Raw genomic sequence first — 18,430 nt, forward strand, 5'->3', positions numbered from 1 at the left:
CCTAGAAAATAACTTTGCAGAGGCGTACTATAAGGAGATTCGGGTAAACTTACCTACCCTGCAAAAGCAGCAAAGGAATAGGTATGGGTCAAAGCACCTCAAATATAATAGATCAGGAAGAACTAGTCTCACCTAGTGATGAACTAGTGTCCGTTACCAATACACAAGGCGTTATTCAATACGTTAATGATCCTTTTTGTCAGGTTTCTGGTTTTTCCCGTGAAGAACTCGTTGGCCAAAACCACAACATTGTTAGACATCCAAGTATGCCCAAAGCTGCGTTTGCAGATTTGTGGAGCAAACTAAAGTCAGAACAAGCTTGGAGAGGAGCGGTTAAAAACCGTTGTAAAAATGGTAAATACTATTGGGTTGATGCCTTTGTCACTCCTTTATATGAACAAGGGTCCCTTATAGGCTATCAGTCAGTTAGAACGACTCTCACACCAGAATATAAAAACAAAGCCGAAACCCTGTATCAACAGCTAAACGCTGGAAAACCTCAAACTTCTATATTTAGCCAACGTAAATATGCAGATGCTGCCTTTATTACCGCTGGATTAGCGCTCGCAGCGGGCACTTTCTATTATCCATTTTTAGCATTGCTAATGATCCCACTACCTTATCTTACATTTAAGGTAGAACTGCTCTCTCTGAGGCAATATATTGGTAAAGAGCGTGAGCGCTACGATAGCGTGTCGAGAGCTATTTTTTCTGGGTCTGGCCAAAAAAGTGTGGTGGACTATATGAAAAAAATGCAAGAAGGTCGCCTAAAAACAGTAATAGGCCGAGTAATAGACAGCACCAACGCACTTCAAGAAGGGGTATCTTTACTCAATCAAATATCCAAGCAAACCAAACAAGGCGTTGAGCAAGAAACCAATGAGTTGCAGCAACTATCAAAAGCCATTGACGCTATGGTTGTCACTAATGCAGAGGTGGCCACTAACACTTCAATAACCTCATCAAAAGTTGCTGAGGTTCATCAAGACTGTGAGCGTGCTACACACTCAATGACACAAACAATGGAAAAAGTCTCTTACCTAGCTAACGATGTATCAGAGTCAGCCAACACCGCTAGCAACCTTGCTGCTGAAGCAGAGAAAATTGATGGCATTATGGTAGAAATTCAAGGAATTGCTGACCAAACCAACCTGCTGGCATTAAACGCAGCCATTGAAGCTGCAAGAGCAGGTGAGCATGGAAGAGGCTTTTCTGTGGTTGCCGACGAAGTTAGAGCATTATCGAGCAGAACCCATGCTGCAACGAAAGATATTCAATCTTCAGTGGGAGAAATTCAAACGACTTTAACAACATGGTCAAATAAACTTTTAGAAGGAAAACACGCTGCAGACGAATGTGTATCAGATACCGCAGCAACCAAAGACGTGGTAAACCAAGTTTATCAAGTTGTGTCACAAATATCTGATTTGGCGACGCAAATATCTGTTGCGACTGAAGAGCAAAAAGGCTTATCAGAAACCGTTAGCAATAACATTGATAATGTTAATAACATTGCCAAACACAACCTAGAGCTTGCAGAAGAAGTGGAAACTGAAGCCGCTAAAATAGAAAAGAAAACCACCACCTTAGCCGGATTAGGAAAAACATTCAGTTAGCCTGCATAAAATTAAGAGCTGAATGTGAAGGGGCAATCTCCAGCTATTTGCTGTTAACACCCAGCGTCGACAATAGACTGCAGCAAGACTTTAACTGAGCTTGGCATATGCTCGCCATCAGCTAGAGCTTGCTCTGCAGCGGCTGATAAACGATAACCACTTGATTGGCCCTGTTGTATTAAAGCTACTTGTAAGGCATCACTTTGGTATGGTGCAACTAGCTTGGCAATATCGTGCCACTCAAATTCATTACAAGGAATAACGATTAGATTTTCTGTGTGTTTTTTCGGCCCTAAGCTTTGTGACACAGGCGAGCTGCAAGCTGATTGTAAACCAAACATAGTTAACCACATTGCAACCAAAAGGTAGCGATTCATTCTCACCTTCTACTCATTTGAATGTTAAACCTACTCAGTTTTTATGGTTAGCATTGTGTAAAGCCCATAGTGACAACAATGCTACAGCTAGTAAAATATCAGCCCCATTTGCTAACTCATCATTGTATTGATTGTTGCTAGCAATAATGAGTTTTGCTTTGTTAACCTAGCTACCATCATTTCAAAACAGTGTTTATAACTCATTTTCAGTACCAGTCTCTAACTGTATTAAATGCTTGCTCTCAAACCTTGATATCATCAATTGAGATATTCATTTCACTCTTTCATCCATTTTTGAATCAAAGCTGCAATCCGCTTAGGATCGTTCTCAGCGTAAACCAACAACAACCTCGCCATGCCTTTTTTGGCTTTCACCTTAGGTTGCTGCCTAGAATAAAGCTTACTTAAAGGCGATTGATAAACGCCCTTTTTAATGCTTTTTTTAACAGCCAAAACTATGCACCTTTAACCTGGGGATCCTTTTTTTCTTTGGCAAATAACAATAGAAATACACCTAGCATGATAGCCATATCTGCCACGTTAAATATCCCGGTTCTGAAGGTTCCAACCCCTATGTTTAAGAAGTCGATAACAGCGCCGTTATTCATTGCTCTGTCGTAAAAGTTACTGATCCCGCCTGAAAAAATAAGAGATAAAGCACATACCCCAAATGCAGTTTGGGTAGTTGTTCTAATGATATAAATCAGCAAAGCCAGTAAAATAACGCCCACTGCACCAACAAAAATCCAAAACCTAACACTGTCCGGTAAATCACTGCCTAAGCCTAAAAATGCCCCAGTGTTTTCAACATAGCCAATACGTAAGGTATCGGCTAGATAGCTAGTCATTTCATATTTAGGTAAATTTTCAGCAGCAAACAATTTAGTGCCTTGATCTATACCAACACTGGCAATTGTGATGGTAACTAGCAGAATCAGACGTTTTATCATACTCATAGTGGATTACTTTTTCTTTTATGGAAGCAAGGAAGAATAAACAATTATTTCATGTTCACTAGTGTTTGGTCTATCTAACAATGGCGTTAATTCTTAATAAAACAACACCACCCAATTGTTAAATTTTTGTTACCATCATTAAATTCAAAAGAACACTGAATGCTTAATGGCTATTTTAAGCTGTTGTATTAGCAGTATAAATTTAAAAAGTAAGGGATATCATGAAAAAGATAGAAGCGATAATTAAGCCTTTTAAACTTGATTGTGTGCGAGAAGCATTGATAGAAGCAGGAATAATTGGCCTAACTGTCACTGAAGTAAGGGGGTATGGTAGACAAAGAGGACATATAGATACTTACCGTGGTGCAGAGTACCTAGTGGATTTTATTCCCAAAGTAAAACTAGAAATAGTCGTTACCGACCAAGAAGTAGAGCGCTGCATAGAAACAATTATGGAACATGCTCATAGTGGTAAAATTGGCGATGGAAAGATATTCGTTTACGATTTGCAAAGAGCAATACGCATTAGAACAAAAGAAGAAGACGAAGATGCCGTGTAGTTATTGAGATAAAATATCGTGTGAAATCACCTGTTTGATTGACTTTAAAGAACGCTATTTTCGACTACCTTTTTTGTACTCAGTGTTTAACTCTAAGCCTTTCTCATACAGAGTGTTCATCTTTTTATCAGAGCGATTAAAATAATACTGCCACTTAAGGTACTGATTTTTAAATGCTTGAAAGTAAATCCCAGTGGTCTCAAATCGAATTGCAGAGGTTTCACTAATAAAAGGGAGCCTTATGCCTTTAGCTTTTTTACTTAACTTGAGACACAGCTCAGTGTCTTCAAATATTTCAATATCTGGCAATAATCCAATATCAAGCAACAAGGTCTTCTGAGCAAATATACAATGATCTAAATAGTATATCCCTCTCCTATCTCCCCTAACGAAATTAGAATACCAAGACGTAAAACTAAGTAGCGGGTGTGAATTATCAAACTTGTGGGTAAACGCTCCCCAGCTTAGGTCTTTGTTACTTGCCATCAATGCTTGGATACCTGCCCCTTCGATTATGCTTCTGGGGTGGTTGAGCAATATCATTTGATGCTTGGCAGCCTCAATCCCCACATTTAATCTTGCCGCCCGAGAGGAAAAATCGGTTTCAATCAGCCCCACCCCAGCTTCCTGAATCAAGTTCAGGGTATTGTCGCTACTGCCACCATCAACACACAATACCTCAAGATTGGCACTGGGTTTATAAGCTTGAAGCAGCTTATTTAAGTAGCCTGATTTAGACTCGTTTAGGGTTGGAATAATAATAGTTAACAAGAAAGACTCTGCGCATATTGAAAATTAAAGGTCACTTTGCCTAGTTAATAGCCAAGTAAAACAAAGTCTATTAATAAGACTTTTTAGAATACTAACACCCCAAAGCATTTGATGATAAATTTACCTGAGAAAAGTAGCTTTACACAATTTAAGGATAAAAAGGTTATGCAAAAAATACTGGCGCTGTTTATCGTTAGTTTTACGTTGACTGCTTGTGCCCCAGAAATTGGCAGCGAGCAGTGGTGCACAGACATGAAAGAAAAACCTAAAGGTGACTGGACGGTTACAGAAGGTAAAGATTTCGCTAAGCACTGTATTTTTTAAGCACTTAAATAGCCAAACATGAGTTACCACAGTGCGATTTAAGAAAAAATAATAATGAAAACAGCGATACTTTTTAGCTCCTCTAGAGCCAAAGGCGATACCTTTCAAATCGCGGAATATATACGTCATCAAAGCAGTGCTGATCTGTTTCACTTAGCGGACTATAGTATTTCGTTTTATGACTACGAACATGCAAATAAAGATGATGATTTTTTAACATTGGTATCCCACTTAGTTAAATATGAACATATCGTATTTGCCACCCCTATGTATTGGTATTCAATGTGCGCCCAAATGAAAGTATTTATAGATAGGCTATCTGACTTACTCACAATTGAAAAAGACTTAGGTCGCCAGTTAAAAGGTAAATCATGGTCTGTTGTGTCTACAGGTTATGATGCTCAAGCACCAGACTGTTTATGGCAACCTTTTGATTTAACAGCTAAATACTTGAGTGTTGAATATCTAGGCTTACTTTATTGCCCATGTCCACAGGGATTTAGTTTGCCTCAACATAAGCAATCAATTGATAATTTCATCAATAATATTTTAGCTGGCGTAAGCATTTCGCCAAAGCTCACCAATTAACCACCCAAGGTAATAAAACCAATGCGACAATCATTGCGCACAAAAATACTACAAGTATGTGATAAGAAAATAGCTGCAAAAGGCAGCAATGTTGGATTGTCTTTCTACGCCTTTTTTGCCAACAAAAATGATGATCCAGAGCAGCTCATGGAAGCGGCAACCTGGTGGATCCAAACCCATGCATTAGATCATTTTGAAAAAGCTCAAAAAATAAAACAGCTGATACTGAATAATGAATAACCCACTTTTAGATATTTGGTGCCAATAAGCCCATGAAACTAACCATTAGACACGCAGAAGCGCAAGACTATGACGACTTAGTTGAGATCTACCGGTTTCCTAGTGTTACCCAAAACACCTCACAATTACTGTATTTAGACACAGAAACCATCAAAAGCTTCTTTAAGCCAAACAATCAACTCGTATTAGTCGCCGAAAACGAAGGTAAAGTGGTGGGCCATGTCACATTAATATTAAGCCACAAACAAAGAGAAAAGCATGGGGCAAGCCTCGCCATTGCGGTTCATCCTAATTTTCATGGCCAAGGAGTGGGAAAAACACTCATGAAAGCGGCGATTGACCAGGCTGACAACTGGCTCAACTTATTACGCATTGAACTAGAGGTTTATGCTGATAATAAAAGTGCCTACGCTTTATATGAAAAATTAGGCTTTGAAATAGAAGGCGAAAAACGCTGTGCATCTTTTAAAAATGGCAAATACGTTAATCTTTTAATGATGTCACGACTTAAACCTTGATAAAAACAAAAATCCCCCACTTTATCAAACACTACCAAGTGAACTCAACACTTGCCTAAACCAACTTAATGCCTCGTCTTGCTCGGTATTTTTATGCCAATACAAGTGGGTTTCAATATTAGCGGTAGCAATGGGCATGTCTAATAAAACTAGGGCTGGGGTTTGGGTTTTCCCTCCTAACAGCTCCCTTCCTAATTGTGATGGCAGCGTTAATAAATACTCAGACTCAGCCACTATAGCTTTGGCAGCATAGTAGTTTTGACAACGAATATTGATCTGCCGCGAATAACCTTGCTGTTGAAATAAAATATCCTCTGCGGCGGCACCGCTTGGGCGATTTGACACCCCAACATGCTTAGCCGCTAAATAATTGGCTTGGTTTAAATATCCTTGTAATTTATGCCCCTGTGCCATCAACACACTAAAAGAGTCATCTATAACCTTAGTGTGAAATACTGGCGGCTTAATGGGTAATGCCACATCAAACGCCATATCTATGTGCCCAGCACCTAATGCCCGTGTAAGGTTTTCTCTATCTATCTTAACGCTAGAAAAAGAAGTGTTAGGTGCTAATTGCGCTAAACACTTCACTAACTTTGGCAAAATAGACGGCTCTAATGCGTAATGAATACCTAGCTTGAAATGGTGCTCACTCGTTAGTGGCTGAAACTCTCCCCAGTGTTGCAAAATTTGCCTTAGCCTACTCAAGGTATCAATGATTTGTGGCGCCATACGTTGGCAAGCTGGAGTAGGTAACATTTTGTTGTTACTACGTTGAAATAATGGATCACCCAAACACTCACGCAATCGCTTTAATGCGTGACTCACAGCAGAGGGCGTAATATGCAAAGCCTCTGCACTACGAGACATATTCTGCTCTTTGTAAATACTTTCAAATATCTTAAGCAAGTTAAGATCGAGTTGTTGAATTCTATTGTAATCTGCCATCACCGCACCAATGAACTAAATTCACAGTAACCATATAGTATTTTTCATTTCATTCAACCTGATAAAGCAACTATTCTTGATTGAAATATCAGTACGCCGGAGCGCTAAAATGAATTTCTCTCACAGTGAAAAAACGCAAGATTACATCAATCGAGTTCGTGCTTTTATGCAAGAGCATGTGTACCCAGTTGAAGAACAAATATACTCAGAAACCCACCAGCTAAACCCTGACGGAAACTGGAAAAACTGGCAAGTCCACCCGCTTATTGAACCATTAAAGAAAAAAGCACAAGGAGCTGGACTGTGGAATCTATTTTTACCCGATGCTGAGCTAGGACAAGGGTTAACAACCTTAGAATATGCACCGCTGGCTGAAGAAATGGGCCGAGTATTGTTTGCCTCTGAAATATTTAATTGCAGCGCCCCAGACACAGGAAACATGGAAGTGCTTTATCACTTTGGCAATAAAGCTCAACAAGATAAATGGCTCAAGCCGTTACTTGCCGGAGAGATACGCTCAGTATTTGGTATGACAGAACCTGACGTTGCTTCATCTGACGCTACCAATATGCAGGCTACCGTCGAGCTAGATGGCGATGAATTAGTCCTTAACGGCAAAAAATGGTGGACCACAGGCCTTGGTCACCCTAACGCCAAGGTCGCTATTTTTATGGCTTTGTCTAATCCAGAGAACGATAAACATAATCAACATAGCCAAGTTATAGTACCTTTAGACACACCGGGTATTGAGATTAAGCGTATGTTACAAGCCTTTGGGGATTACGATGCTCCATTTGGCCATGGCGAAATGCATTTTACTAATGTCAGGGTGCCTAAAGAAAATCTCTTAGTAGGCATGGGAAAAGGTTTTGCTATTGCTCAAGGTCGCTTAGGTCCAGGCAGAATCCATCACTGCATGCGTTCTATAGGCGGCGCTGAGAAAGCCTTAGAACTTGCCCTAGAACGAGGCATGTCGCGCACTGCCTTTGGAAAGCCATTAATGATGTTAGGGGGCAACCGAGAGCGCATTGCCGAAGCTAGAATTGCCATCAATCAAGCAAGATTATTGACCTTAGAAGCCGCTTGGAAAATAGATAACCTTGGCGTTAAAAATGCCATGGTAGATATTTCTGCCATTAAAGTCGCAGTTCCTAAAATGCTAGAAGATGTAGTTGATTTGGCCATTCAAATTCATGGTGGTGCAGGTATGTGTAATGACTTTCCGCTGGCGCGTTTTGCAGCTGGAGCACGAGCATTACGCCTAGCTGATGGCCCAGACGAAGTACATAAAGGTATGGTGGCCCGTTTAGAGCTTAAAAAATATCAATAATCAGCCCTAATATAAGCGCTTCATGGTAAATGAAGCGCTTCACCTTTAAATAACAAAAATTAAAAAGCGATGAAAGCCATGACCAGACAGAATATTTTGATAACGGGTGCCAGTTCAGGTTTAGGAAAAGGTATGGCCATAGAATTTGCCAAAAAAGGCCGTAACTTAGCCCTATGCGCTCGACGCCTTGAAAACTTAGAAAGCCTAAAACAAGAGCTACTAAACATTAACCCCAATATTAAGGTATTTATACGCCAGCTAGACGTAGATAATCATGAGCAAGTATTTGAAGTCATAAAAGCCTTTGCAACTGAGATGGGATCCTTGGATAGAATTATTATTAATGCAGGCATTGGAAAAGGAGCTCCAGTAGGTACCGGATACTTCCACGCTAATAAACAAACCGCAGAAACTAATTTTGTCTCCGCGTTGGCGCAGTGTGAGGCTGCAATGGAAGTGCTGCGCAGTCAAAATTCTGGGCACCTAGTGACTATATCATCTATGAGTGCCATTAGAGGAGCTCGTCGTGCCATTACCGTTTATGCCGCCACCAAAGCAGGGCTAAGTGCCTTAACCGAAGGTATCCGCATAGATGTGTTAAACACTCCCATTAAAGTTACCACTATTCACCCTGGTTTTATTCGCACAGAAATTAACGAAAAAGTTAAAAAAGTGCCCTTTATTGTGGATTTAGAAACAGGTTGCCAAGCAATGGTAAAAGACATTGAAAAAGAAGTCGCCAATAGCTTTGTTCCCACATGGCCTTGGGCACTCTTTAGATATTTAGCAAAAATCGCCCCGTTAAGTATGCTGGCTAAAATAAGCTAAGGAACATTTTCCCTAACCCACAGGAAAGTCCATGACCGAATCCTATCTAACACAACTCGTCATGCCTATTGTTCTGGCACTTATAATGTTTGGCATGGGCTTAAGTTTAACTAAACAGGACTTTATTGCGTTAAGTAAAGCGCCTAAAGCAATTGTCGTTGGCTTAGTTGGGCAACTGCTACTTTTGCCTATTATCGCTTACCTGTTAGTTGTTTGGTTTAATTTAAGTGAACACTTAGCTGTGGGAATAATGATACTTGCGGCTTGCCCTGGGGGCACTAGTTCTAATATTTTAAGTCAATTGGCCCGTGCTAATTTGGCTTTGTCTGTATGCCTTACAGCAATCACGACTTTAGTTTGTGTTTTTACAACGCCGCTAATTATTCAATTCGCAATAACCCAGTTTAGCCAAACCCCATCAGACTCCTTCTCTCTGCTAAATACTATGTTAGGACTTATCATTATTACTTTGATACCTGTATTAATAGGCATTTTTGTAAGACACAAATTTACGGAGTTTGCGTTACGAAGTGAGGCTTTCTTTAGACATTTATCTAGTGCATTTTTGATATTAATGATTGTAGCCATTACCTATCAAGAACGGGCGCGCTTAGTTGACTCCTTTATTTTGATATCTGAGGCAGCCATTGCACTTAATGTATTGGCAATAATAACAGGACTATTATTAGCAAGATTATTTAAACTTGTTAGAAAGGATTCATTAACCCTTGGTATAGAAGTGGGAGTACAAAATAGTTCTATGGCCATACTTATAGCCATCAGTTTTTTAGCCCGTCCAGACTACGCAATTGCAGCTGGAGTTTATGGATTAGTAATGTACTTAGGAGCAGGAATAATCATTTTTGGAGCAAAACGTTGGCCGTAAAGACCAACCCATTGATATTGACAAAACCTCAGCGCTGAAGCTTTTTAACTGAGTTTAAACTCGCTTCATGGCACAAATTTTATTGCCAGCAGGGTCCCGTAAATAAGCTAGATATAAACTGATATCTTTGCCTTCACGCACACCAGGTGCGTCTTCACAGGCAACGCCACCATTTGCCAGGCCTGCTGCATGCCATGCATCAGCGGCCTCAGTAGTGTCTGCAGCAAACCCTAAGGTACTGCCATTACCATGGCAAGCTGGCTCACCATCAATAGGAATACTCACTCCAAAAATGCCAGTTTTCGTAAAATAAAAACAACGTCCTTTTTCGTCTATTACACCCGGCTCGTAGCCCAATGCACCTAAGGTTGCATCATAAAACTTTTTAGACTCTTGAATATCGTTAGCACCTAGCATCACGTGACTGAACATTTAACTCTCCTAACATCAATATTTATAAAATAACTAACCGGCAATAGTGTACCCAGAATTAATTAAAAGTAGAATTTTTCACAGTGATGATCATGGGTAAGTTTGCTGAAGTGCTTTATCACCAGCTGATAATTTAATGAAACCAAACGATAACAATGGGACCCATAAAAATATGCTGGGCAAATAGTCTTGATGGATTCAGGATAATTTTAGGTATGTCTTAAGAGATTTTTTATTGTTCTGAAAAATTCGAGGACCATACCGTCACTCGGTTTTTCCCTCTGTTTTTCGAGATATATAGAGCCTTGTCAGCTCTATCGATAAATTCGTCTTTTGTAGTAATACTGTCTTCCAATACAGCAATACCAAAACTACAGCTAACTCGTACGCCATTAAAGTCATGGTTGTTAATAGACTTACGCATATCCTCAGCGAGTAGCAATGCTTGCTCTATATTCGTATTAGGCAAGACTATACAAAACTCTTCTCCTCCAAACCGAATTAAACAGTTTTTCGCTCCTAATAAACCTTGAAGTATCTCTGCAACATTTACTAAGACCTCATCGCCTTTCTTATGGCCATGTGTATCGTTAATTAATTTGAATGAATCAATGTCCGCTAAAACAATGCAATGTTGACTTGAGTGTCGTGCATCACCAAAACATTCTTCAAGACACACAAACAACATACGCCTGTTATAACATTTTGTAAGAGGATCAATTTTAGCGAGGCGATCAAGCTGTTTATTCAGCTTTTTAGCATTTGTGAAGTTTCTATATACAAACAAGACACATAGGACACAACATCCTAATAAAACGCTTAACAACATATTACTAGTTGTCTTTTCAGACAGCTCTAATTCAGCTATTTTGTGTGCCTGGCTAACAAGCGCTATCTCATCGCTTTTCTTATCAAGCATTAAACTGTCTAAAAGTACTTTTTCTTGCAGCCTGTGAATATCTCGTTCCATTTTATAAGATTCTAATATCACTTTTTCCCGGGCAAGGTTAGCGCTTTCTTGTTTAGCCACTAAGGCCATGGTTAAGTCATATTTTCGCTCAGTATAGTCCAATGCTTTGGCTTGATTACCTTGAGCTTTTTGAATATTAGCTAGCAAGCTATAAATTTCAATTTCATCTTCTAATGAATCGTAATCATGGACAAATTTGAGCGCTTCTTGTAGCAGAGCAATAGCCACTGTAGGCTCTGCAGCCAACTTAACATCGGCTATATTGATTAGCGCTTTTGCTTGCCATTGTATGTTTTTTACTTGCTGCGCTCGTTGTTTAGCCTGTTGTAAATACTCAAGAGCCAATGGAATATTGGCTAATTTTTGATATGTCCTCCCAATAAGTAGCTGACTGTATGCTAAGCGTTCTTGCAAGCCAAGATCGGCATAAACGTTAGCAGCAATTTTAAGCATGCTTAAGGCATTCTGAAAATTGCCCGATTGATAGTCAATTACACCAATTTCTCTATAAGCGGCAGCTCTTGTTTCTGGCTTGACCTTATCAATAGATAACTCGGTAGTTTTTTGGTAAAAATAGCGGGCATTATCAAATTGCTTAAGTCTTGTGTAGATAAGGCCAGTTTGGTTGTCTACTTCTGCTAAGTGTTCAATTGAATTGATAGCTTTATATAAAATCTCTGCCTGTTTTATATACTCTAAGGAGGTTTGATAGTCGCCGATGTTTCGATAAATAGCAGCCGTTAATAGTGTAATTTGTGCCTCTAATGCAGCCTTGTCTTGTTTTTTAACTAGATCAAGACTACGTAAAGCATTATCCAAAGCCAGTAAGTAGTTTCCGAGCTTATTGTGGCTCATCGCTATGTTTTTATAGGCTTTAATTACATCATCAGTACGCTTTAAATTTTGATATATTGTAAGCGCTTTAGCGTAATATCCAGCTGCCTCATCAAATGACTGCAAATGTTTATAAGTTTGCCCAATTTGGTGATAACAAGACGCTAACAAACCTAAGTTTGCTTCATCACTCTTAGACAAAAGCTCTATTACTAAATTAAAATGTGCGAGTGCTTTTGTATACTGCTTTTGATTATAAAAGCCCTTCGCCTTGGCGAATTCTTCATCTGCATCGAGGCTCGAATTAAAAATAGAAGCTGGATCTTCTTGATATGACAATTCATTTTTTGCAAAACCAAATGCAAAAGGATTAAGTTCAGTTGAACCTAGCGTTTTACAGAGCGACAATGAAATAGCTGTCAGACCCAACAAAATGGGTAGAACAGTCTTGCTTGCCCTCATACTTTGTACCTTTGTCAACTTTTCCTAGAGTGAGTTACATCTTACCCAAGGTAGAGTAATCTTTCAGCCCAAAGTGCTCAATTTAAAGAGTTAAATTGATCTCTATCTAGCAGACGATTAAAGACTAGTTGCAAGAGTATTGCCTCCTGCTTTAAAACAATATGCATTCAGTCAATTTACTTAGAGGCTCAATACCCCGCTTTTCTATCCACTGTGCCAATCATGGTTTGCCCATTGATATAACGCAGCACATTTTCAACTAATACCTTACCAGCACTTTCATTTTGGGTAATGGCTGCAATATGTGGCGTTACTAATACATTAGGGTGTGACCATAATGGGTCAGACTCTGATAAAGGCTCGTGTTCAAACACATCTAATACCGCAAAGCACAAATGCGCTTCATCAAGTAACGTGAGCAGGTCTTGGGTTACTAATTGCTCACCGCGCCCCACATTGATAATACTGGCTCCTTGGGGTAATTGACTTAAAGTCTTGTTGTTAAGGAGCCCCTGTGTGTGCACGGTTAAAGGCAACAAGCTTACGAGCACATCAGTTTGGGATAAAAACGCTTCAAGTTGCTCCATCCCACTAAAACATCTGACACCCTCTAGCTGCTTAGCACTGCGACTCCAGCCATTTACACTAAAACCTAGGGCTAATAAGCTATTGGCTGCAACTTGCCCCAAGTTACCTAATCCCAGGATCCCCACCCGCCTTTGTGAGGTAGCCTTTGTAGGCAGTTGCTTCCAAGTAGCGGTTTTATTTGCATTTATGTAATGAAAGGTATCGCGATGAATATTGAGCACATGTAGCGCAATAAACTCCGCCATGCCTTTGGCTATGCCTGGGTCAAGCATACGCACCACTTTAATATGCTCAGGCACTGTATCTAGATTAAGCTGATCGACACCAGCGCCTACTGAAAAAATCACTCTTAAGTTAGGATAATCTTGCTGATAGTCTCTTGGAAGCTTCCAAGCTATGATTACTTCAATAGCAGCCTTATCTTCTACATTAGGCCAGTGGTGCCACACCACACTAGGTAAAGCCTTTGCAAACATAGTCTGCCAGCAATCATTACGCTCTTGTGGGCCTCTGAACAAAATATGGGTGGCCATTAATCTACTCCTAAGCCTTATTGGAAACTAACCATAGTAGGCAGCATTTTTAAGTTCATGAAATATTTTCAGCTGCAAACTAAAACTCTAAGCGGCTAAAAAACGAATAGTTACCTGGGAGGCTTAGGTAGTGCAGCTTTCAATGCGGCTTCACTTATACCCAACTCTTTAGCCGCTGCGCTAATATCTAACTTTCTCCCACCATTTTTCTCAACCACCTTAAACAGTTGGTTGGCGGTAATGCCTAGCTTTTTTGCAGCCTCTTCAAAGCCAGGTGGTGTGCCACCTTTATGCCCTGGCGCTCCTTGCCCAGGTCCAGCGCCACCATGAGCACCAATGCCTTGAGCTGCATTAGTCGTAAAGTTATTTTTAGCCACCACGCCAGTTAGACATGTTGGAAGATTTGGAAATGTTGTCGATGCATGATAGTGATAGCTTGGTTTTGGGCTATCTGGCGTTGTACCTATATGACCATTACATTCATCTAAATCAGAGGGTTTTTTGCCATCTATCTCTTTACTACCGTATATTGGAAAACCATCAAAAGCATAAGCAAACATGGCACTGGCATTTTGCTCTATGGCACACTCAGCATCGAGATTATCACTCTTAAAAATACTGTTAATATCAGTAGAGGTGGCATGCCAATGATACCAACCTCCTGGGTCAATATGGCCACCACAGGTATCTAATGCTGGCATATGCCCTGTATCTAAAACTGAAGGCGCATCAGCAAAAATAGGAACACCGTCTAAGGCAAGTCCTACTTTGGCTACAGTCCCAAGTTCAGTCACTGTTTCACTTTTTACAGGCACCTTGGGTAGCAAAATAGTCATCTCAACAGACTTATCAAATGAAGCCTGCAAACAAGTATTCTGACTGGCTGGCTGTGAGGTTCGAACATCGGTGATCAGGACTTGCCCATCTTCATTGAAAAAGGTGTAGCCTTGTTCACTCAACATAGTTAAGAAAGATTCATCAATCCGATAAAGACCAGTTTCATCACCATCCCAATGCCATATTCCACCTTTCTGCTTCGTGGTTTTTGGGCAAAATGGTCCTATTACTAAGTTGTCTGGTACATACTTGACCACATATTTAGTACAAGTGGTGATGTCACCATTTTCAAGCTCACAACTGACGGTTTGTGCTGCGCTAACCAGCGCATCTTGACTAATACTTTGACCGTCAGCATGGGCCCATACCGACATTGGAGCTGCAAGTATTAAACCCGCACTAGATAACCCCATTAATGTTTTGATTTTTGCTGTGTTCATAAGTTTTATTTTCCTTTAGTTACAGCATACGCTAAGGCACTACAACCTTGCCTTTCTACCATACTAAGCAGACCATTTATACGTATATTAGTTGCACTCCTGCCTATGCTGCTACCAAGTAAATCACTCATATTCAAACTCTGAAAAAAATAATTAGATACATTTTTAAGTTCAAGCTTCATTTTAGCCATGTTATATTTTGTATACATTTTTTAAAAAGAATACAAAATTGAAAATTCATTCATTAATTTCAGATATAAGTTTATCTGCAATTACCGCAGGCTTTGTTGCGGTATTAATTGGCTATGCCAGTGCCTGGGCTATTGTATATACAGCCGCCACTGCCGCAGGTGCAGACCAAGCCATGATCAACTCTTGGATTTGGGCCTTGGGGATCAGTATGGGCTTAGGTTGTTTAGGGCTATCCTTGTATTACAAAAGACCAATTATTATTGCATGGTCAACTCCAGGCGCTGCCTTATTAGCCAGTAGCTTGACCGGCGCGTCTATCGCAGAAGCCATAGGGATATTCGTTTTTGTTGGGGCGTTAACTTTATTAACTGGCTTATCTGGCTGTTTTGATGCCCTTACTAGGCGGGTCCCTATGCCTATAGCCTCTGCAATGTTAGCGGGTATTTTAGTGCAATTTGGTCTTAACACCTTTTTATCGTTGCAAGCCGAACCACTTATGGTGGGTATAATGATCATCACATTATTGGTAGTCAAAAGATGGTTACCTAGGTTTGCTATTTTGGCGGTACTCGCAAGTGCATTTATGAGTGCCTATGTTTTTGACTTAGTTGACTTAAATCAGGTGCAATGGAGCTTATCAGCCCCAGTTTGGGTTACTCCTAACTTCAACATTAGCTTACTAATAGGTGTTGGGCTGCCACTTTTTATTGTCACTATGACCTCTCAAAACATGCCAGGCATCGCCATTTTGCGTGCTGCCAATTACAATCAAACGCCTACTTCACCAATACTAAGTTGGACTGGATTACTTAATGTTATATTTGCGCCTTTTGGAGCATTTTCCTTAAATTTAGCAGCTATAACTGCGGCAATTTGTGCCAGTGAAGAAGCCCACCCTGATGCTAGTAAACGTTACATTGCAGGAGTATTTGCAGGTATCTTTAATATAATTTTTGGCCTTTTTGGGGCGACAGTTGTTAGCTTATTTGCAGCTTTTCCCACTGCTATGATTTCTGCACTGGCTGGACTTGCTTTATTAAGTACAATTAGTGCCAGCTTGTATGCTTCTTTTAGAGAGGCAAACTACCGAGATGCTGCACTCATAACATTTTTAGTAACAGCCTCTGGTGTCTCTTTTTTTAATGTAGCATCAGCATTTTGGGGAATAACAATTGGCTTAAGTACCCTTTTACTAAGTAAAAAAGAGTAAGCAAATGACTTCTAAACAGCCTGCAGAAAGCCTGTACTTGCAAATGAAGCAAGATATTCGAGACAGTAAACTACCTACAAAGTGCTCATTAAAGCAGGAACAACTGTCTAAACAATATGGCGTCAGTCGCATTCCCATACGAGATGTACTACAACGCCTAAAGAATGAAGGATGGCTAAAACAAACAGGCAAACGGGGCGTTATGGTTAATCCCTTAAATGCCACTGAAGCAGAAGACTTATATCAAATGCGTATGTATCTTGAACCGCTCTTATTAGGCCATGCTGTGCAGCGAATTAGCCACCAAATACTTGGGCAGGCCACAGATATTTTAGAGCAATTAGAACACCCCAGCTTAGACCTAGAGAGTCTTGGCGACTTAAATTGGCAATTCCACGCCTGCCTGTATCAAGCTGCCGAACGTCCTACTTTATTTAACAATGTCAAAAACCTGCATCAGCTTTGCTCTAGGTATATTGGGTTTCAAACCAGTGAATTAGACTATCAAGACAATAGCCACCAAGAGCATTATCAATTACTTAACGCCATAAGAGGAAAGCAAGTAGAACACGCTAAAGCGTTATTAAAGCAACATATCAGTAAGGCTGGTGAAGTATTAGTATCTTACCTAGAAGCCCAACCTTCCCTTTAAATATGACTACTTTGCAATCAAATATGATCCACAAAGCCACTTTTATCGAGTGAGCTTTCTAGGGCCGCCATACCAGCAGGTACATCGAGTTTATAGCCAAGTGTATTAAAACTAGTGCCAAAGGCGTGTAATGTCCGAAATAGGTTATGGGCTCGGCACTGCTCTCCCATCTGCCCGATACGCACTATATTGGCACCAAAGGAGCCGGAGATTTCAACCTTGTAACGATTAGACATAGTACGCAATAACTGTTTAGCATCCACAGTGCTTGGCATAGTAATACCAATAACAGAATTAAGCCTAGCTGCAGGCTTTACATATAAATCTAACCCCATAGCCTCAATACCCACTTGCAGGGCTAAAGAGCTTCGTTGGTGCCGATCAAATCGACTCTTGAGTGTCTCAGTGCATACAAGGCGTAACGCCTCATGGATTGCCAAAATTCCTGATACAGGTGCCGTATAGTGATAGGATTTTTTATACCAAAACTGATCCGCAAGCTTAGCGTCTAAACACCAGTGCCTTAATTGATCGGTTCGAGACTGGATATGCTCCCAAGCTTTATTTGAAAATCCAATTAATGACACGCCAGGTATACAGGACAAACCTTTTTGCCCGCCAGTTATAACAGCATCAATTCCCCAAGCATCCATATCAAACTCCATTGTGCTTAAGGTGCAAACTGCATCAACTATGACTAAACAATTATGTGCCTTTGCCACTGCCGCTATCGCCGCTAATTGGGAATTGCAAACAGTACTCGAGGTTTCCCCTTGGACTATGGTTAAAACTTGCGGCTGATACTGACTTATATATTGTGCTACCACTTCAGGGTCTGCACTTTGCCCTTCTTCAACAACTAAGCGAGTGACGTCAGCTTCAACACGCTCAGCCATCTCTGCCAAGCGACCACTAAAAAATCCATTACAAACACTTAGAACCTTACTACCGGGCACAACTAAATTGGCGATTGCCATTTCCATTGCCGCAGAGCCTGGGCCTGCTACCCCCAAAATATGGCCAGTTTCTGTTTGAAACACATAGCGAGACATCAATTTAACTTGCTCGATGATTTGCGCCATAGTATCGCCTAAATGATTGATAACAATACCGTTGGCGGCTGCTACTCGAGCAGGAATAGGCACAGGTCCCGCCCCCATCATTAACAGTGGCTCTTCAGGTAAAATATTATCTAACGACAAAATATTGTCAGGCGACTTAATACGCACAATGTATCCTTAGTGTTTTAGGTAAGCACGTCAGTATACTGAAGTTGTCGCTGAAATTGTGGTAAAAATAGACTTGATTCACATCAGTTATTTATATTCGATAAGTAAA

Annotated in this window: 21 protein-coding genes; 11 read left to right on the top strand and 10 right to left on the bottom strand. The window is 40.4% G+C overall.

Translation table 11 applies throughout. The annotated features are described in order from the left end of the window. Positions 1-83 precede the first annotated feature (83 nt). Positions 84-1,616, top strand: a complete 1,533-nt coding sequence (locus ACMUMK_RS11285; protein ID WP_414701211.1) for a methyl-accepting chemotaxis protein — start codon at positions 84-86, stop codon at positions 1,614-1,616. 53 nt (positions 1,617-1,669) lie between these two features. Here the strand turns inward: ACMUMK_RS11285 and ACMUMK_RS11290 are convergent, their stop codons facing one another. The 3 genes from ACMUMK_RS11290 to lspA all read right to left on the bottom strand — a co-directional run bounded on the left by ACMUMK_RS11290 (position 1,670) and on the right by lspA (position 2,949). Then, entirely contained in the window at positions 1,670-1,993 is a 324-nt protein-coding gene (locus tag ACMUMK_RS11290; protein ID WP_414701212.1) for a hypothetical protein, read from the bottom strand. 276 nt (positions 1,994-2,269) lie between these two features. Next, the gene (locus ACMUMK_RS11295) at positions 2,270-2,446 is read right to left on the bottom strand and encodes a hypothetical protein (RefSeq protein ID WP_414701213.1); all 177 of its coding nucleotides are present in this window, start codon (positions 2,444-2,446) and stop codon (positions 2,270-2,272) included. A 2-nt stretch (positions 2,447-2,448) separates the two neighbouring features. Beyond that, complete coding sequence (gene lspA, locus ACMUMK_RS11300) at positions 2,449-2,949, bottom strand: signal peptidase II (protein WP_414701214.1); 501 nt, start codon at positions 2,947-2,949, stop codon at positions 2,449-2,451. 221 nt (positions 2,950-3,170) lie between these two features. Here lspA and ACMUMK_RS11305 point away from each other — a divergent pair, with 221 nt between their 5' ends. Then, positions 3,171-3,509 (top strand): P-II family nitrogen regulator, encoded by a 339-nt coding sequence (locus ACMUMK_RS11305; RefSeq protein ID WP_414701215.1) that lies wholly within the window; start codon positions 3,171-3,173, stop codon positions 3,507-3,509. A 54-nt stretch (positions 3,510-3,563) separates the two neighbouring features. Here ACMUMK_RS11305 and ACMUMK_RS11310 read toward each other — a convergent pair whose 3' ends face one another. Next, positions 3,564-4,280, bottom strand: a complete 717-nt coding sequence (locus tag ACMUMK_RS11310; protein ID WP_414701216.1) for a glycosyltransferase — start codon at positions 4,278-4,280, stop codon at positions 3,564-3,566. A 165-nt stretch (positions 4,281-4,445) separates the two neighbouring features. On the opposite strand from ACMUMK_RS11310, the gene ACMUMK_RS11315 reads away from it, so the two are divergent. Genes ACMUMK_RS11315 through ACMUMK_RS11330 form a run of 4 tightly spaced genes read left to right on the top strand, consistent with a single transcriptional unit; the run spans position 4,446 to position 5,950 of the window. Beyond that, the gene (locus ACMUMK_RS11315) at positions 4,446-4,604 is read left to right on the top strand and encodes a DUF3012 domain-containing protein (RefSeq protein WP_414701217.1); all 159 of its coding nucleotides are present in this window, start codon (positions 4,446-4,448) and stop codon (positions 4,602-4,604) included. Between the two features lie 54 nt (positions 4,605-4,658). Beyond that, entirely contained in the window at positions 4,659-5,192 is a 534-nt protein-coding gene (locus tag ACMUMK_RS11320; RefSeq protein ID WP_414701218.1) for a flavodoxin family protein, read from the top strand. Positions 5,193-5,213: 21 nt separating this feature from the next. Continuing rightward, positions 5,214-5,432, top strand: coding sequence for a DUF6500 family protein (locus ACMUMK_RS11325; RefSeq protein WP_414701219.1), 219 nt, complete (start codon positions 5,214-5,216; stop codon positions 5,430-5,432). A 32-nt stretch (positions 5,433-5,464) separates the two neighbouring features. Continuing rightward, on the top strand, positions 5,465-5,950 hold the full coding sequence (locus ACMUMK_RS11330; protein WP_414701220.1) for a GNAT family N-acetyltransferase: 486 nt from the start codon (positions 5,465-5,467) through the stop codon (positions 5,948-5,950). 24 nt (positions 5,951-5,974) lie between these two features. On the opposite strand, the gene ACMUMK_RS11335 is transcribed toward ACMUMK_RS11330, so the two are convergent. Beyond that, positions 5,975-6,898, bottom strand: coding sequence for a LysR family transcriptional regulator (locus ACMUMK_RS11335; RefSeq protein WP_414701221.1), 924 nt, complete (start codon positions 6,896-6,898; stop codon positions 5,975-5,977). A gap of 109 nt (positions 6,899-7,007) precedes the next feature. Between ACMUMK_RS11335 and ACMUMK_RS11340 the strand changes: the two genes are divergently transcribed. The 3 genes from ACMUMK_RS11340 (at position 7,008) to ACMUMK_RS11350 (ending at position 9,942) form a co-directional block, all read left to right on the top strand. Continuing rightward, a complete protein-coding gene (locus ACMUMK_RS11340) occupies positions 7,008-8,228 on the top strand; it encodes an acyl-CoA dehydrogenase family protein (protein WP_414701222.1) in 1,221 nt (406 codons plus the stop codon). Positions 8,229-8,306: 78 nt separating this feature from the next. Continuing rightward, complete coding sequence (locus ACMUMK_RS11345; RefSeq protein WP_414701223.1) at positions 8,307-9,056, top strand: SDR family oxidoreductase; 750 nt, start codon at positions 8,307-8,309, stop codon at positions 9,054-9,056. A 31-nt stretch (positions 9,057-9,087) separates the two neighbouring features. Further along, a complete protein-coding gene (locus tag ACMUMK_RS11350; protein ID WP_414701224.1) occupies positions 9,088-9,942 on the top strand; it encodes a bile acid:sodium symporter family protein in 855 nt (284 codons plus the stop codon). A 54-nt stretch (positions 9,943-9,996) separates the two neighbouring features. Here the strand turns inward: ACMUMK_RS11350 and ACMUMK_RS11355 are convergent, their stop codons facing one another. The 4 genes from ACMUMK_RS11355 to ACMUMK_RS11370 form a co-directional block, all read right to left on the bottom strand. Then, entirely contained in the window at positions 9,997-10,374 is a 378-nt protein-coding gene (locus ACMUMK_RS11355; RefSeq protein WP_414701225.1) for a VOC family protein, read from the bottom strand. 232 nt (positions 10,375-10,606) lie between these two features. Beyond that, positions 10,607-12,640, bottom strand: coding sequence for a diguanylate cyclase (locus ACMUMK_RS11360; protein ID WP_414701226.1), 2,034 nt, complete (start codon positions 12,638-12,640; stop codon positions 10,607-10,609). Positions 12,641-12,828: 188 nt separating this feature from the next. Beyond that, on the bottom strand, positions 12,829-13,761 hold the full coding sequence (locus ACMUMK_RS11365) for a 2-hydroxyacid dehydrogenase (RefSeq protein ID WP_414701227.1): 933 nt from the start codon (positions 13,759-13,761) through the stop codon (positions 12,829-12,831). Between the two features lie 110 nt (positions 13,762-13,871). After that, complete coding sequence (locus tag ACMUMK_RS11370) at positions 13,872-15,038, bottom strand: YHYH protein (RefSeq protein ID WP_414701228.1); 1,167 nt, start codon at positions 15,036-15,038, stop codon at positions 13,872-13,874. 229 nt (positions 15,039-15,267) lie between these two features. On the opposite strand from ACMUMK_RS11370, the gene ACMUMK_RS11375 reads away from it, so the two are divergent. Beyond that, positions 15,268-16,440, top strand: coding sequence for a benzoate/H(+) symporter BenE family transporter (locus ACMUMK_RS11375; RefSeq protein ID WP_414701229.1), 1,173 nt, complete (start codon positions 15,268-15,270; stop codon positions 16,438-16,440). A gap of 4 nt (positions 16,441-16,444) precedes the next feature. After that, entirely contained in the window at positions 16,445-17,092 is a 648-nt protein-coding gene (locus tag ACMUMK_RS11380) for a GntR family transcriptional regulator (protein WP_414701230.1), read from the top strand. 17 nt (positions 17,093-17,109) lie between these two features. Here the strand turns inward: ACMUMK_RS11380 and ACMUMK_RS11385 are convergent, their stop codons facing one another. Beyond that, positions 17,110-18,321, bottom strand: a complete 1,212-nt coding sequence (locus ACMUMK_RS11385; RefSeq protein ID WP_414701231.1) for a pyridoxal-phosphate-dependent aminotransferase family protein — start codon at positions 18,319-18,321, stop codon at positions 17,110-17,112. Positions 18,322-18,430: the final 109 nt, after the last annotated feature.

This window comes from Paraglaciecola sp. 2405UD69-4, assembly GCF_047525415.1.
Lineage (GTDB): Bacteria > Pseudomonadota > Gammaproteobacteria > Enterobacterales > Alteromonadaceae > Paraglaciecola.